The following is a 13,772-nucleotide window of genomic DNA, read 5'->3' as shown; positions in this document are numbered from 1 at the left end:
GCCGTGGCCTTCGGGCCACGGCCGCTTCCACGTCATCCGCCTACTGGACCATCTAGACGATGACCCCGCTCTCCTTCAGCCGGCCGATGGTCTCCTCGTCGTAGCCCAGCTCGACCAGGACCTCGGAGCTGTGCTCGCCCAGCAGCGGGGCGCCGGCGATGTCCGGCTGGAAGGAGGAGAACTTCACCGGGCTGCCGACGGTCAGATAGGTGCCCCGGCCCTTCTGCTCGACCTCGACGACCGTGCCGCTCTTGCGCAGGTCCTCGTCGTAGGCCAGCTCCTTCATGCTCATGACCGGGGCACAGGGCACCTCCCACTCACGCAGGACGTTCACCGCCTCGTACTTGGTCTTGTCGGCGAGCCACTTCTCGATCTCCTCGAAGATCTCGAAGATGTGCGACTGACGGGCGCGCGCGGTGGCGTACTCCGGGTCCTCGGCCCACTCGGGGCGGCCGATCACCTCGGCGGTGCGCTTCCAGTTCTGCTCCTGGACGGTGAAGTAGATGTACGCGTTCGGGTCGGTCTCCCAGCCCTTGCACTTGAGCACCCAGCCGGGCTGCCCGCCGCCGCCCGCGTTGCCGCCACGCGGTACGACGTCGGTGAACTCGCCGTTGGGGTACTGCGGGTACTCCTCCAGGTAGCCGACCCGCTCCAGGCGCTGCTGGTCGCGCAGCTTGACGCGGCAGAGGTTGAGCACCGCGTCCTGCATGGAGACGGAGACCTTCTGCCCCTTGCCGGTCTTGTTGCGGTCGATGATCGCGGTGAGGATGCCGATCGCCAGGTGCATCCCGGTGTTGGTGTCGCCGAGGGCGCCGCCGGAGATGGTCGGCGGGCCGTCCCAGAAGCCGGTGGTGGAGGCGGCGCCGCCCGCGCACTGGGCGACGTTCTCGTAGACCTTGAGGTCGTTCCAGGACGAGTCGTCGTTGAAGCCCTTGACCGAGCCGAAGATCAGCCGCGGGTTGAGTTCCTGGATGCGCTCCCAGGTCAGGCCCATGCGGTCCAGGGCGCCCGGGGCGAAGTTCTCCACCAGGACGTCGGCGTCGGTGATGAGCTTCTCCAACACCTCAAGTCCCTCGGGGGTCTTGGTGTTGATGGCGAGGGAGCGCTTGTTGCTGTTGAGCATCGTGAAGTACAGCGCGTCGAGGTCCTCGATGTCCCGCAGCTGCTTGCGGGTGACGTCGCCGCCGTTGGGGCGCTCCACCTTCAGGACGTCGGCGCCGAACCAGGCGAGCAACTGTGTGCAGGCGGGGCCGGCTTGGACCCCGGTGAAGTCGATCACCTTGATTCCGGCGAGCGGCTTTTCACTCATGTCTGCTTCCTTTTCGTGAACGTACGCGTACGGAGCGGGAGTTCGAGGGGCTCGGAGTGCTCGGGGTGCAGGGGCCGTCACTTCTTCGCCGGCGTGATGTTGCCGACGGTGATGCCCTTGGGGTTGAGGTGCGAGATGTGGCCGCTCTCGGTGCCGGCCGAGGGGTCGATCACGCAGTCGATGAGCGCCGGTCCACCGGAGGCGAGGGCCTCGGTGAGGGCGGCGGTGACCTCGGCGGGCGTGGTGGCGCGGTAGCCCTTGCCGCCGAACGCCTCGATGAGGAGGTCGTGCCGGGCCGCCGACATGAGGGTCGTGGGCGAGGGCGCGTCGTCGTACGGGTTGGTGTCGTCGCCTCGGTAGACGCCGCCGTTGTTCATGATCACGGTGACGACGGGGAGGCTGTAGCGGCAGATCGTCTCGATCTCGATTCCGCTGAACCCGAAGGCGCTGTCGCCCTCGACGGCGACGACCGGTGCACCGCTCTCGACGGCGGCGGCGATGGCATACCCCATACCGATGCCCATGACACCCCAGGTGCCGCTGTCGAGACGGTGGCGCGGTACGTGCATGTCGATGACGTTGCGCGCGATGTCCAGGGCGTTGGCACCCTCGTTGACGATGTACGTCTCCGGCCGCGCGCGCACGACGTCGCGTACGGCCTTCAGGGCGCCCATGAACTGCATGGGGTGCGGGTCGGCCTCCAGCCGCTTGGCCATCTTGGCGACGTTCTGCGCCGAGCGCGCACCGAGTTCCTCGCGCCAGGCCGAAGGGGCCGCGATCTGGCCGGGCTTGGTGCGTTCGGCGAGGGCGTCGAGGACCGACTCGATGTCACCGACAAGCGGGGCCGCGATGGGCTGGTTGCTGTCGATCTCCTTCGGGTCGATGTCGATCTGGACGAACTTGGCGTCGGGGTTCCACCCCGTCTGGCCGTGCCCCAGCAGCCAGTTGAGGCGGGCGCCGATCAGCATCACGACGTCGGCCTTCTTCAGCGCCAGAGAACGCGCGGTGGCCGCCGACTGCGGGTGGTCGTCGGGCAGCAGGCCCTTGGCCATCGACATCGGTACGTACGGGATGCCCGTCGACTCGATGAACTCCCGTACCTTGGCGTCGGCTTGGGCGTACGCGGCGCCCTTGCCGAGGACCACCAGCGGGCGCTCGGCGGAGGCCAGCAGCTCGATCGCGCGGTCCACGGCCTCCGGGGCCGGGAGTTGGCGGGGCGCGGGGTCGACGAGGCGGCTCAGCGTCTTCGCGCCGTCGTCGGCGGGCATGATCGAGCCGAGGACGGCGGCGGGGATGTCGAGGTAGACGCCGCCGGGGCGTCCGGAGATCGCGGTGCGCAGGGCGCGGGCGATGCCCCGGCCGATGTCCTCCACCCGGCTGACCCGGTAGGCGGCCTTCACGAAGGGCTGTGCGGCGGCGAGTTGGTCCATCTCCTCGTAGTCGCCCTGCTTGAGGTCGACGAGGTGGCGCTCGCTGGAGCCGGAGATCTGCACCATCGGGAAGCAGTTGGTGGTCGCGTTCGCGAGCGCGACCAGGCCGTTGAGGAAGCCGGGGGCCGACACGGTCAGTGCCACACCGGGCTTCTTGGTGAGGTAGCCGGCCGCCGCCGCCGCGTGTCCGGCGTTGCTCTCGTGCCGGAAGCCGATGTAGCGGATGCCCTGGGCCTGGGCGAGGCGGGCCAGGTCGGTGATCGGGATGCCGACCACTCCGTAGATGGTGTCGACGTCGTTCATCTTCAGCGCGTCGACGACCATGTGGTACCCGTCGGTGAGTTCGGTCGGGACGTCGGCCGGAACGTCGGCTGCTGCCGCGGTCTCCAGGGGCGAGGGGGCGGTCATGGTCCGAGGTCCTCCTTGGGCAGGTCCTGCCGGAGCGGCTACTCCTCTCACCATCCGCAGCGCGTCCGCCCGCGTCCAAGACCCATCGGCGACCAGCCGATAAACAGCGTCTATCGACCGCTGGTGGAGGGGTCGCCAACTCCCTTGATAGACAGCTGCTATCGGCCGTTCACCAGTGCGTATTGGACGCCGACCGCGGGTCGCCGCAGGCTCGCAGAGGACTGCTTCATCAGAACTGGCGCGAGGGGGTGGGGTCATGGCCGTTCCGGCCGTGGCATCCGTGCGCGACGCGGACCGGCACCGGCCTCCGGCGGTCACGGGCCTCACCGACCTCCTCGACCGGCAGGTGCGTGAACGCCCGTACGCCCGGGCCCTCGTCGTCACCGGGGAGCGGGTACACCTGTCCTACCGGGGGCTCGCCGCTCTGGCCGACGACGTGGCGACCCGGCTCGGCCGTACAGGGCTGGGGCGCGGAGACGCGGTGGGGCTGATCTGTGCCAACACCGCTGAGTTCGTCGTGGCGTTGCTGGGTGCGGCGCGGGCGGGTGTGGTGGTCGCACCGCTGGATCCGGCGTTGCCGGGGACTCAACTCTCCGCGCGGTTGGCGGCGTTGGGGGCGCGGGCGGTTCTCGTCGGCCCGTCAGCGAACGGGGCTGTACTGCCGGTCCCGGTGTGGCCGCTGCGGGTGGACGTCTCCCGGGCGGGCACCGCGTCGGTCATGCTCGAAACCGGTGCCGTGCCCCAAGTGCGAGGTGCGGCAGGAGAGTTGTCGGACCGTGACGCCCTCGTCCTGTTCACCGCAGGGACCACCGACCGGGCGAAGATGGTCCCGCTGACCCATGCCAACGTGGCCGCGTCCGTCCAAGGAGTGTGTGCCACCTACGAGTTGGGTCCCGGCGACGCGACGGTCGCGGTGATGCCGTTCTTCCACGGCCACGGCCTGTTCGCGGCGCTGCTGGCCTCCCTGGCCAGCGGAGGGTGCGTACTGCTGCCCGACCGAGGGCGGTTCTCGGCTGGCACGTTCTGGGACGACATGCGGGCGGTCAACGCCACTTGGTTCACCGCGGTGCCGGCCATCCACGAGATTCTGCTCGACCGGTCGGAGCGGGAGTACCCGGGGCCGCAGGCGCCGCCCCTGAAGTTCGTACGGAGTTGCAGCGCGCCCCTCAACACGGCCACGCAGCGCGCGCTGGAGCGGACGTTCGGGGCGCCGCTGCTGTCCGCCTACGGGATGACCGAGTCCTCGCACCAGGCGACCAGTGAACCGCTGCCCGAGCGGGGGAAGTTGAAGCACGGGTCGGTCGGGCGGCCGACCGGGGTCGAGGTGCGGGTCGTCGACCGGAGTGGGCGGGCCTGTCCGGTGGGCGTGGAGGGCGAGGTGTGGGTGCACGGTCCGACCGTCGCCCGTGGCTATCTCGCCGACCGTGACGGGACCGCGTACACCTTTGTCGACGGTTGGCTGCGCACCGGTGATCTGGGCGCGCTCGACGAGGACGGGTATCTGTCGCTGACCGGGCGGATCAAGAACCTCATCAACCGTGGCGGGGAGAAGATCGCGCCCGAGCATGTCGAGGACGTCCTCGCCGGGTGCCCGGGAGTCGCCGAGGCTGCCGTGTTCGCCGTACCGGACGCGGTGTACGGGCAGCGGGTCGGTGCCGTCGTGGTGGTGCGCGAGGGTGAGAGCGTCGGGCCGGCGGAGATCCTGCGGTACTGCCGTGACCGGCTGGCCGGGTTCGAGGTGCCCGACCGGATCGAGCTGGTCTCAGCCCTGCCGTACACCGCCAAGGGAGGACTGGACCGGAAGGCGGTGCAGGCCCGGTACGCGCCCTGACGGTCCTGTCGGGACGGCTCAGCGCACTCGGTGCTCCGCCGCCGCCGTCGGCAACGGGCGGGCGAAGAAGTCGTCCAGGGACAGGCCCGTCGCGGCGTTGACGAACGCGCGGGCGGCGACCGAGCCAGGTGTGGCCGCGTGGATCGCCACCGAGACCTGGGCGCCGGCCTCCGGGTCGACCAGGGGCAGCGCTCTCGTCCGGCCGACCACCGGCATGGCGCGCAGCCAGGTGTGCGGCACGATGCTCGCCCAACCGCCGCCGCCCACATGGGCGTAGAGGGAGGCGATGGAGTCCGTCTCGACCTGCGGGGTCACCACGAACCCCTTCTCCGCGAACACAGTGTCTACGATCTGCCGGATCCGCATGTCGGGCGTCAGCAGCGCGAGCGGCAGCTGGGCGGCGTCCGCCCAGGTCACGGTGGCGGACTGGGCGACGAGTTGGTCGTCCGAGACCAGCAGCATGTACCGCTCCTGGTAGAGGGGGACGACCTGGAGGCCCTCCTGGTCGCCCGGGTCGAAGTGGGCGATCGCCACGTCCAGCTCGAAGTCCCGTAGCTGGCGGTGGAGTTCCTTGGTCGACAGCCGGGACCGCACCTGCACCTTGGCCAGCGGGTGCGCCGCGCAGAAGGCGGCGACGGGCAGCGCGAGGGTCGTGGACGCCGTGGGGTCCGTGCCCAGCCGCAGCGTTCCCGTGATGCCGGACTGCACGGCGGCCACCTCGGCCTTGAACGCGTCCTGTTCGGCGAGGATGCGCTTGGCCCACACGACGAGCCGTTCGCCTTCCGGGGTGAGGCCCTGGTAGTTGTGCCCGCGGTTGATGAGCGTGACGTTCAACTCCCGCTCCAGCTTGGCGATCGCCGCCGAGAGCGCCGGCTGGGACACGTAGCAGGACTCCGCCGCGCGGGCGAAGTGCCGTTCCCTCGCCACCGCCACGAAGTACTCCAGCTGCCGGAACAGCATGAACGACTCCTCTCCGTCCGGGGCCGCCCCAGCCTACGGGTCAGCGCAGGAGCTTCACGGCGGCCACCACCAGGGGGTCGAGGCCGTCCGCTCCGGCGTCCACGAACTCGTACAGCCTGGTACGCATGCGCGGGTCCCAGAACCTGCCGATGTGCCCCGCGATCTCTTCGGCGGCCCGCTGCCCCGGCAGGTGTCCGAGGTTTCTGGCGATGTCGTTCGCCATCCTGCGCTCCGGCGGCACGGTCGCTGTCATCTCAATCCACCACCGTGACAAGGCCGTTGTCGGTGACTTCGGTGTCGCTGTGCCGCTCCGGACGCGCGAGGCCGACCTGTACGGCGGTCACCTTGTACTCCGGGCAGTTGGTCGCCCAGTCGGAGTTCTCCGTGGTCACTACGTTGGCGCCGGTCACGGGGTGGTGGAAGGTGGTGTACACGACCCCGGTGGGCATCCGGTCGGAGATCTCCGCGCGCAACGTCGTCCGCCCGACCCGGCTGGCGAGGGTGACCATGTCGCCGTCCTTGATGCCGCGGTCCTCGGCGTCGTGGGGGTGCAGTTCGAGGATGTCCTCGGGGTGCCAGGCGACGTTGCCGGTACGGCGGGTCTGCGCGCCGACGTTGTACTGGCTGAGGATGCGTCCCGTGGTGAGGACGAGAGGGAAGCGGCGCGTACTCCGCTCGTTCGTCGGTACGTAGGAGGTGACCACGAACTTGCCCTTGCCGCGCACGAATTCGTCCACGTGCATGATGGGCGTGCCTTCCGGTGCCTCCTCGTTGCACGGCCACTGGACGCTGCCGAGCTTGTCAAGGAGGTCGAAGGAGACACCGGTGAACGTCGGTGTGACGGAGGCGATTTCATCCATGATCGCGCGCGGATGGTCGTACGACATCGCATACCCCATCGCGGTGGCGATCTCGCTGACGATCTGCCACTCGTGCTTGCCCGTCTTCGGCTTCATCACCGCGCGGACCCGGTTGATCCGGCGTTCGGCGTTGGTGAACGTGCCGTCCTTCTCCAGGAACGACGCGCCAGGCAGGAAGACGTGCGCGAACTTGGCCGTCTCGTTGAGGAACAGGTCCTGTACGACGACCAGTTCCATCGCTTCGAGGGCGGCGGTGACGTGCTTGAGGTTGGGGTCCGACTGGGCGATGTCCTCGCCGTGGACGAACAGGCCGCGGAAGGTGCCGTCGATCGCCGCGTCGAACATGTTCGGGATGCGAAGTCCCGGCTCCGCGAGGAGAGTTCCGCCCCAGAGGTTCTCGAATACCGTACGCACCGCGTCGTCCGAGACATGGCGGTAGCCGGGGAGTTCGTGCGGGAACGAGCCCATGTCGCACGAGCCTTGGACGTTGTTCTGGCCGCGCAGCGGGTTCACGCCGACGCCGTCCCGGCCGATGTTGCCGCATGCCATCGCGAGGTTGGCCATTCCCATGACCATGGTCGAGCCCTGGCTGTGCTCGGTGACACCGAGGCCGTAGTAGATGGCGCCGTTGGGCGCGGTCGCGTACAGCCGTGCTGCAGCCCGCAGTTCGGCGGCCGGTACGCCGGTGATCGGCTCGACGGCCTCCGGGCTGTTCTCGGGTCGTGCGATGAACTCCGCCCAGTCGTCGAAGTCTTCGCACCTCGCGTCCACGAACGGCCGGTCGACCAGACCCTCGGTGACGACCACATGAGCCATGGCGTTGACCACGGCGACGTTGGTGCTCGGCCTGAGCTGGAGGTGGTGCTGGGCCTCGACGTGCGGTGAGCGTACGAGGTCGATGCGGCGCGGGTCCACGACGATCAGCTTGGCGCCCTCGCGCAGCCGGCGCTTCATCCGGGACGCGAACACCGGGTGCCCGTCGGTGGGGTTGGCGCCGATCACCATGATGACGTCGGCCTCGGCCACGGAACGGAAGTCCTGGGTGCCCGCCGACTCACCGAAGGTCTGCTTGAGCCCGTATCCCGTCGGGGAGTGGCAGACGCGGGCGCAGGTGTCGACGTTGTTGTTGCCGAAGGCCGCGCGCACCATCTTCTGTACGACGTACACCTCTTCGTTGGTGCAGCGTGAGGACGTGATGGCGCCGACCGAGGTGGTGCCGTACCGGTCCTGGAGTTCGCGCATGCGCCGGGCCACGGTGCCGATCGCCTCGTCCCACTCGACCTCGCGCCAGGGGTCGGTGATCCGCTCCCGCACCATGGGCTTGAGGACGCGGTCGGGGTGGGTGGCGTAGCCGAAGGCGAAACGGCCCTTCACGCACGAGTGGCCCTCGTTGGCGCCGCCGTCCTTGTGGGGCACCATGCGTACGAGTTCGTCGCCGCGCAGCTCGGCCTTGAAGGAGCAGCCGACACCGCAGTAGGCGCAGGTGGTCACAACTGACCTTGTGGGCATGCCGAGTTCGACGACCGAGCGCTCCTGGAGCGTCGACGTCGGGCAGGCCTGCACGCAGGCGCCGCAGGAGACGCACTCGGAGTCCATGAAGGACTCCCCCGCCCCCGGCGAGACCTTGGAGTCGAAGCCGCGCCCTTCGATGGTGAGCGCGAAGGTGCCCTGTACCTCGCCGCAGGCCCGGACGCAGCGGGAGCAGGCGATGCACTTGGACGGGTCGAAGTCGAAGTAGGGGTTGGAGGTGTCCTTCTCGGCTTCGAGGTGATTGGCGCCCTCGTAGCCGTACCGGACCTGCCGGAGCCCCACCACGCCTGCCATGTCCTGGAGTTCGCAGTCGCCGTTGGCCGGGCAGGTGAGGCAGTCGAGGGGGTGGTCGGAGATGTACAGCTCCATGACGCCCTGGCGGAGCTTCTCCACCTTCGGCGTCTGGGTGCTGACCTTCATCCCGTCGGCGCACGGTGTGGTGCAGGAGGCGGGGGTGCCGCGCCGACCGTCGATCTCGACGACGCACAACCGGCAGGAGCCGAACGCCTCCAGGCTGTCGGTGGCACACAACTTCGGTATGTCGACGCCTGCTTGAGCTGCGGCGCGCATCACCGAGGTGCCCTCGGGGACGGTCACCGGGAAGCCGTCGACCTCCACCGACAGCGTTGCCGGGCCGGGCCGTTCCGGGGTGCCGAAGTCGGGTTCCTTGAGCAGGCTCATGCCGTGCCCTCCGTCGCTCGTACGGGGTGGATCTCCAGGAGCCGGCGACCGCCGAGGAAGTCGTCGGGGAAGTGCGTGAGGGCGCTGCGTACGGGCATCGGGGTCAGCCCGCCCATCGCGCACAGCGAGCCGTCGGTCATCAGGTCGCAGAGGTCTTCGAGCAGGGCGAGGTTCTCGTCGCGATGCGTTCCGGCGACGATCTTGTCGATCACCTCGACCCCGCGCACCGAACCGACCCTGCACGGTGTGCACTTGCCGCAGGACTCCTCGGCGCAGAACTCCATCGCGAAGCGGGCCTGCGCCGCCATGTCGACGCTGTCGTCGAAGACGACGATCCCGCCGTGCCCGAGCATCGCACCGGCCTCGGCGAACGCCTCGTAGTCCATGGGCAGTTCGAACAGCGACTCGGGCAGGTAGGCCCCGAGTGGTCCGCCGACCTGCACGGTGCGGACCGGACGCCCGGTGTGCGTTCCGCCGCCGTAGTCCTCGATCAGTTCGCGCAGGGTGATGCCGAAGGCGGTCTCCACGATGCCGCCGCACGCGATGTTCCCGCCGAGCTGGAACACCTGGGTGCCGCGCGAGCGGCCGACTCCGAGGTCCTGGTAGGCCTTCGCGCCGTCGGCGAGGACGACCGGGACGGTGGTCAGGGTGAGGACGTTGTTGACCACGGTCGGCTTGCCGAACAGGCCCTCGATCGCCGGGATCGGCGGCTTCGCGCGGACCATGCCCCGTCTGCCCTCCAGGCTTTCCAGCATGGAGGTCTCCTCGCCGCAGATGTACGCGCCGGCCCCTACGCGGACATGCAGGTCGAAGTCGAGTGCGGAGCCGAGGATGCCCTTGCCGAGCCAGCCGTGTTCGCGGGCGATGTCGATCGCCTCGCGCATCGTGGCGATCGCGTCCGGGTATTCGGAGCGGATGTAGACGTAGCCCTCGCTCGCGCCGACCGCGTGCGCGGCGATGGTCATCCCCTCGATGAGCAGGAACGGGTCGCCCTCCATCACCATGCGGTCGGCGAAGGTCCCGCTGTCGCCCTCGTCGGCGTTGCAGCAGACGAACTTCAGCTCGTCGGCGCAGTCCAGCACCGTCTTCCACTTGATGCCGGCCGGGAATCCGGCGCCGCCGCGACCGCGCAGTCCGGATGCGGTGACCTCGGCGACCACGTCTGCGGGCGCCATGTCCAGGGCGGCGCGCAGCCCGGCGAGGCCGCCGTGCTCGACGTAGTCCTGTGTCGACAGGGGGTCGGTCACCCCGACTCTGGCGAAGGTGACGCGGTTCTGGCGGGCCAGCCAGGGGAGTTCGTCCACGAGGCCGAGGCGCAGTGGGTGGTCCGCGCCGTCCAGCAGGCCGGCGGCCAGGAGTCCGTCCACGTCCTCGGGGGCCACCGGGCCGTAGCCGACGCGGCCCTGGGAGGTCACGACCTCGACCATCGGCTCCAGCCAGAGCATGCCGCGCGATCCGTTGCGTACGACGTCGATGGCGAAGTCCCCACGCGTGGCGGCGCGTTGGAGGACGGCGGCGACCTCGTCCGCGCCGACGGACCTGGCCGCCGAGTCGCGGGGGACGTAGACCGTCGCCGTGGAGTGGGAGGATCCGGAGGAGTGGGAGGATCCGGAGGAGTGGGAGGAGTTGTTCATGAGGAGACCGTCCCGTTGCGCGTGCCGTTGGGTGTCCCGTTGCGCGTCTCGTTGTGCGTCCCGTTGAGAAGGGAGCCCAGTCGGGCGGGGCCCACTCGTCCGTACAGTCGTCCGTTCGCCTCGACCGACGGTCCCAGTGCGCAGTTGCCCAGGCAGAAGACCTGCTCGACGGTGATCGAACCGTCCGCCGACGTCTCCCCCAGGGTCAGGCCGGTCTCGCGCGCGTAGTTCACCAGGCGGTCGGCACCCAGGGCCTGGCAGGCCTCGGCGCGGCAGATGCGTACCGTGGTACGGCCCGCGGGCTCGCGGCGGAAGTCGTGGTAGAAGGTCACCACTCCGTGGACGTCCGCCCGGGAGAGGTTCAGCTCGTCGGCGAGCACAGGAATCGCCTCCTGCGGCACATGGCCCAACTCGGCCTGGACCGCGTGCAGTACGGGCAGCAGCGCACCGCGCAGGCCCCGGTGCTCGGCCACCACCCTCCGGACCACGCTCTCGACCGTCACATCGCTCCCGGTGGTCGTCATGATCGCTCCGCCTTCCGAAACGCGGTCCCCGGCGGTCCCCGGCGAGGGGTGCAGGAGACTGAGACAATACCCCATACAGGCTTCTGTATACAGACGACAGTCGAACGCGTTTCACACGATCGACTGAACGCGGCTCATGATCGACGACCCACGCCATGTTGCATACCAAAACCTGTAGGCTGAAACCGTCGTCGGCACCTCTCTCGACGACCACCTCTTGCGACGACCACCTCTTGGCAAAGCCGTCGGCCCGGCGGCGGAACGGGACAACCATGCGCGAGGCACTCACGGCCGCAGCGTCCCGGCGCGTCACCCGCCCGGCACCACTGCGCCAGGCCGTGTACGACGCCCTGACCGAACTGATCGTCAGCGGCTCCCTCAAGCCGGGTCAGCACCTGGTCGAGGCCGAACTCGCCGAGCACCTCGGGGTCAGCCGGCAGCCGGTCCGCGAGGCCCTTCAGCGGCTTCAGACCGCCGGCTGGGTCGACCTGCGGCCCGCCCAGGGCGCTTTCGTCCACTCCCCCACCGAGGAGGAGGCCGCCCAACTCCTCGGCGTCCGTTCGGTGTTGGAGACCTACTCGGCCCAGCTCGCCGCCCGCAACGCCAAGCCCGAGGACGTCGAGCAGCTCTGCGAGCTTCAGAACGAGGGCGTCAACGCGCTCGCCGCCGGTGACGTCGAGCGCCTGGTCGCGGCCAACGCGGCCCTGCACGCCTACGTCACCTCCGTGGCCGCCAACGACGTACTGGCCGAGATGCTCGCGCAGGTGGGCCAGAAGGTGCGCTGGTACTACACGCCCATCGCCAAGCCCCGCGGCAAGGAGGCCTGGAACGAGCACACGCAGCTCATCAAGGCCATCGCCAGGGGCGACGCGGACCGCGCGGGCGAGATCATGCGCAAGCACACCGAACGCACGGCCGAGTTCTATCGCAAGCAGATCGCGGCTGGGGTGAGCCAGGACTGACATCCGTAGGAGCACGTGAACGGGCCGTCCCCGGGCCAGAGTTCATGCCCTGCTTGAGGACGGCGTGAGGGAGTCGGCGGGTCGGACTCCGACAGGCATGCGGTGGTCCGCCCGCACATCGGCGGTGGCCCGGAGTTCGCCCAGCCAGGGCAGGACCGTGCTCAGCACGATGTCGAGCCCGCCGCCGTCCGCACCGAGCCTCGCCTCGGCCGGCACCAGCACCGGATCGGCGAACACCGTGGACGTCGAGCTGCCGGGCGGCCCCGTGGCACCGGGCCGGGCGGGCACGAACAGGTCCGGGGCGTGCGCCGGAACCCCCCAGAGACTCAGACCGTCGGGCGTGCCGAGCGGGCGGGAGGACCAGACGTAACTGTCGGCCTCCCCCGCCGCGACGACCCCGTGCTTACGCCCCCTCAGGGCAACCACTCCACCGGAGCGAACGGCTGTGCCGCGCGGCATGAGCAGTTGGGCCTCCGTCTCCTGCCCGCCGGTGGCGTCCTCCACGAGAGCAAGGCTGCTGAGATGGCGTCCGGCGGCGATCTCACCACGTACCCAAGGGCTGCCGTACGACTCGATGACGGCGACCGCCGTGTAGTGGGACCGGAGTACGGCCGCCGTCGCCGGGCAGACCAGGGCCGTCCGGGCCACCACCTCGGCGGCTTCCGACAGGCCCAGTCCGGCGCCGCCGAACTCGACGGAGACCGTGAGCCCCAGCAGCCCGGTGGCCCCGAAGGCCGTCACGGCACCACGGGGGAACCTGCCCTCCACGCCGGTCAGTTCGGCGCAGGGTGCGACGGCACGGGCCAGGACTTCTGCGAGAGCGGTGCGGTACGACACGGAGGGATCCCTTCCGAGCGGTGGTGATTGCATACAGCATTTCGACTTCCGCACACCTTCAGGTCCGTGACGCGACAGGGACCGGGTTCAAGGCCGTGGGTCTGTCTCCCGCAGCAGCCCGGTCGCCACGTCGAAGACGAAGCCCCGGACGTCGTCCGTGTGCGGCAGGAACGGGTTGGTGCGCACGCGCTGCATCGACTGGCGTACGTCCTGGTCGACGTCCCGGAAGGCCTCCACCGCCCATGCCGGCCGCTGCCCGACCTCCAGTTCCAGCTCGTGCCGGAAGTCCTCCGTCAGGGTCTGGAGACCGCAGCCGGTGTGGTGAATGAGGACGACGCTGCGAGTACCGAGCGCCCGCTGACTGATCGTCAGGGAGCGGATCGTGTCGTCGGTGACGACGCCGCCCGCGTTCCGGATGGTGTGGCAGTCGCCCAACTCAAGTCCGAGGGCGGCGTGCAGATCGATGCGGGCGTCCATACAAGCCACGACGGCCACGCGCAGGACAGGTCGGGCCCCCATACCCGGGTCGGTGAATCCGGCGGCGTAGGCGCGGTTGGACTCGACGAGCCGGTCTGTGACCGTCTCGGTGGCGAAACGGGGTGCATGTGTGGACATGGCTGAACTACCTCACTCGGGACGGAGCGGAGGCGACGTCGGCCGCCGTCGGTCAGATCACGCCCTGTGCCTTGAGAGTCGGCAACTCGTCTTCTTCCAGGCCGAGTTCGCCGATGAGGATTTCCTCCGTGTGCTGGCCGAGGAGGGGCGGGGCGGTGATACGGGTGGGGGAGTCGGAGAGCTTGAGGGGA

The 13,772-nt window shown here is 69.5% G+C and carries 11 protein-coding genes; 2 read left to right on the top strand and 9 right to left on the bottom strand.

All coding sequences use genetic code 11. The features are described 5' to 3' along the window. Positions 1-52: 52 nt before the first annotated feature. Complete coding sequence (gene frc, locus ACWDR4_RS48410) at positions 53-1,309, bottom strand: formyl-CoA transferase (RefSeq protein WP_450418385.1); 1,257 nt, start codon at positions 1,307-1,309, stop codon at positions 53-55. A gap of 77 nt (positions 1,310-1,386) precedes the next feature. Next, positions 1,387-3,147 (bottom strand): oxalyl-CoA decarboxylase, encoded by a 1,761-nt coding sequence (gene oxc, locus ACWDR4_RS48405; RefSeq protein ID WP_450418383.1) that lies wholly within the window; start codon positions 3,145-3,147, stop codon positions 1,387-1,389. 256 nt (positions 3,148-3,403) lie between these two features. On the opposite strand from oxc, the gene ACWDR4_RS48400 reads away from it, so the two are divergent. Beyond that, the gene (locus ACWDR4_RS48400) at positions 3,404-4,978 is read left to right on the top strand and encodes a FadD7 family fatty acid--CoA ligase (RefSeq protein ID WP_450418381.1); all 1,575 of its coding nucleotides are present in this window, start codon (positions 3,404-3,406) and stop codon (positions 4,976-4,978) included. Between the two features lie 18 nt (positions 4,979-4,996). On the opposite strand, the gene ACWDR4_RS48395 is transcribed toward ACWDR4_RS48400, so the two are convergent. From ACWDR4_RS48395 to ACWDR4_RS48375, 5 genes are read right to left on the bottom strand one after another with little or no spacing between them, the layout of a single operon-like run. Further along, positions 4,997-5,938, bottom strand: a complete 942-nt coding sequence (locus tag ACWDR4_RS48395; RefSeq protein WP_450418379.1) for a LysR family transcriptional regulator — start codon at positions 5,936-5,938, stop codon at positions 4,997-4,999. A gap of 40 nt (positions 5,939-5,978) precedes the next feature. Next, complete coding sequence (locus ACWDR4_RS48390; RefSeq protein WP_450418377.1) at positions 5,979-6,191, bottom strand: formate dehydrogenase subunit delta; 213 nt, start codon at positions 6,189-6,191, stop codon at positions 5,979-5,981. A 1-nt stretch (position 6,192) separates the two neighbouring features. Continuing rightward, the gene (gene fdhF / locus ACWDR4_RS48385) at positions 6,193-9,009 is read right to left on the bottom strand and encodes a formate dehydrogenase subunit alpha (RefSeq protein WP_450418375.1); all 2,817 of its coding nucleotides are present in this window, start codon (positions 9,007-9,009) and stop codon (positions 6,193-6,195) included. Continuing rightward, positions 9,006-10,643 (bottom strand): formate dehydrogenase beta subunit, encoded by a 1,638-nt coding sequence (locus ACWDR4_RS48380; RefSeq protein WP_450418373.1) that lies wholly within the window; start codon positions 10,641-10,643, stop codon positions 9,006-9,008. Before ACWDR4_RS48380 ends, fdhF begins: the two co-directional genes overlap by 4 nt. Beyond that, on the bottom strand, positions 10,640-11,167 hold the full coding sequence (locus tag ACWDR4_RS48375) for a formate dehydrogenase subunit gamma (protein ID WP_450418371.1): 528 nt from the start codon (positions 11,165-11,167) through the stop codon (positions 10,640-10,642). Before ACWDR4_RS48375 ends, ACWDR4_RS48380 begins: the two co-directional genes overlap by 4 nt. A gap of 272 nt (positions 11,168-11,439) precedes the next feature. On the opposite strand from ACWDR4_RS48375, the gene ACWDR4_RS48370 reads away from it, so the two are divergent. Next, the gene (locus ACWDR4_RS48370) at positions 11,440-12,129 is read left to right on the top strand and encodes a GntR family transcriptional regulator (protein WP_450418369.1); all 690 of its coding nucleotides are present in this window, start codon (positions 11,440-11,442) and stop codon (positions 12,127-12,129) included. Between the two features lie 42 nt (positions 12,130-12,171). Here the strand turns inward: ACWDR4_RS48370 and ACWDR4_RS48365 are convergent, their stop codons facing one another. Both ACWDR4_RS48365 and ACWDR4_RS48360 read right to left on the bottom strand, forming a co-directional pair. Continuing rightward, entirely contained in the window at positions 12,172-12,966 is a 795-nt protein-coding gene (locus ACWDR4_RS48365; RefSeq protein ID WP_450418367.1) for an acyl-CoA dehydrogenase family protein, read from the bottom strand. Between the two features lie 87 nt (positions 12,967-13,053). Continuing rightward, positions 13,054-13,581 (bottom strand): beta-class carbonic anhydrase, encoded by a 528-nt coding sequence (locus ACWDR4_RS48360; protein ID WP_450418366.1) that lies wholly within the window; start codon positions 13,579-13,581, stop codon positions 13,054-13,056. Positions 13,582-13,772: the final 191 nt, after the last annotated feature.

It is taken from the genome of Streptomyces sp. NPDC000878 (assembly GCF_053599695.1).
This window is presented reverse-complemented; position numbering and strand designations above follow the sequence as displayed.

Bases quoted from the DNA above. Each gene is read 5' to 3' on its own strand.
- frc (WP_450418385.1), bottom strand. From the start codon at position 1,309: ATGAGTGAAAAGCCGCTCGCCGGAATCAAGGTGATCGACTTCACCGGG.
- oxc (WP_450418383.1), bottom strand. From the start codon at position 3,147: ATGACCGCCCCCTCGCCCCTGGAGACCGCGGCAGCAGCCGACGTTCCG.
- ACWDR4_RS48400 (WP_450418381.1), top strand. From the start codon at position 3,404: ATGGCCGTTCCGGCCGTGGCATCCGTGCGCGACGCGGACCGGCACCGG.
- ACWDR4_RS48395 (WP_450418379.1), bottom strand. From the start codon at position 5,938: ATGCTGTTCCGGCAGCTGGAGTACTTCGTGGCGGTGGCGAGGGAACGG.
- ACWDR4_RS48390 (WP_450418377.1), bottom strand. From the start codon at position 6,191: ATGACAGCGACCGTGCCGCCGGAGCGCAGGATGGCGAACGACATCGCC.
- fdhF (WP_450418375.1), bottom strand. From the start codon at position 9,009: ATGAGCCTGCTCAAGGAACCCGACTTCGGCACCCCGGAACGGCCCGGC.
- ACWDR4_RS48380 (WP_450418373.1), bottom strand. From the start codon at position 10,643: ATGAACAACTCCTCCCACTCCTCCGGATCCTCCCACTCCTCCGGATCC.
- ACWDR4_RS48375 (WP_450418371.1), bottom strand. From the start codon at position 11,167: ATGACGACCACCGGGAGCGATGTGACGGTCGAGAGCGTGGTCCGGAGG.
- ACWDR4_RS48370 (WP_450418369.1), top strand. From the start codon at position 11,440: ATGCGCGAGGCACTCACGGCCGCAGCGTCCCGGCGCGTCACCCGCCCG.
- ACWDR4_RS48360 (WP_450418366.1), bottom strand. From the start codon at position 13,581: ATGTCCACACATGCACCCCGTTTCGCCACCGAGACGGTCACAGACCGG.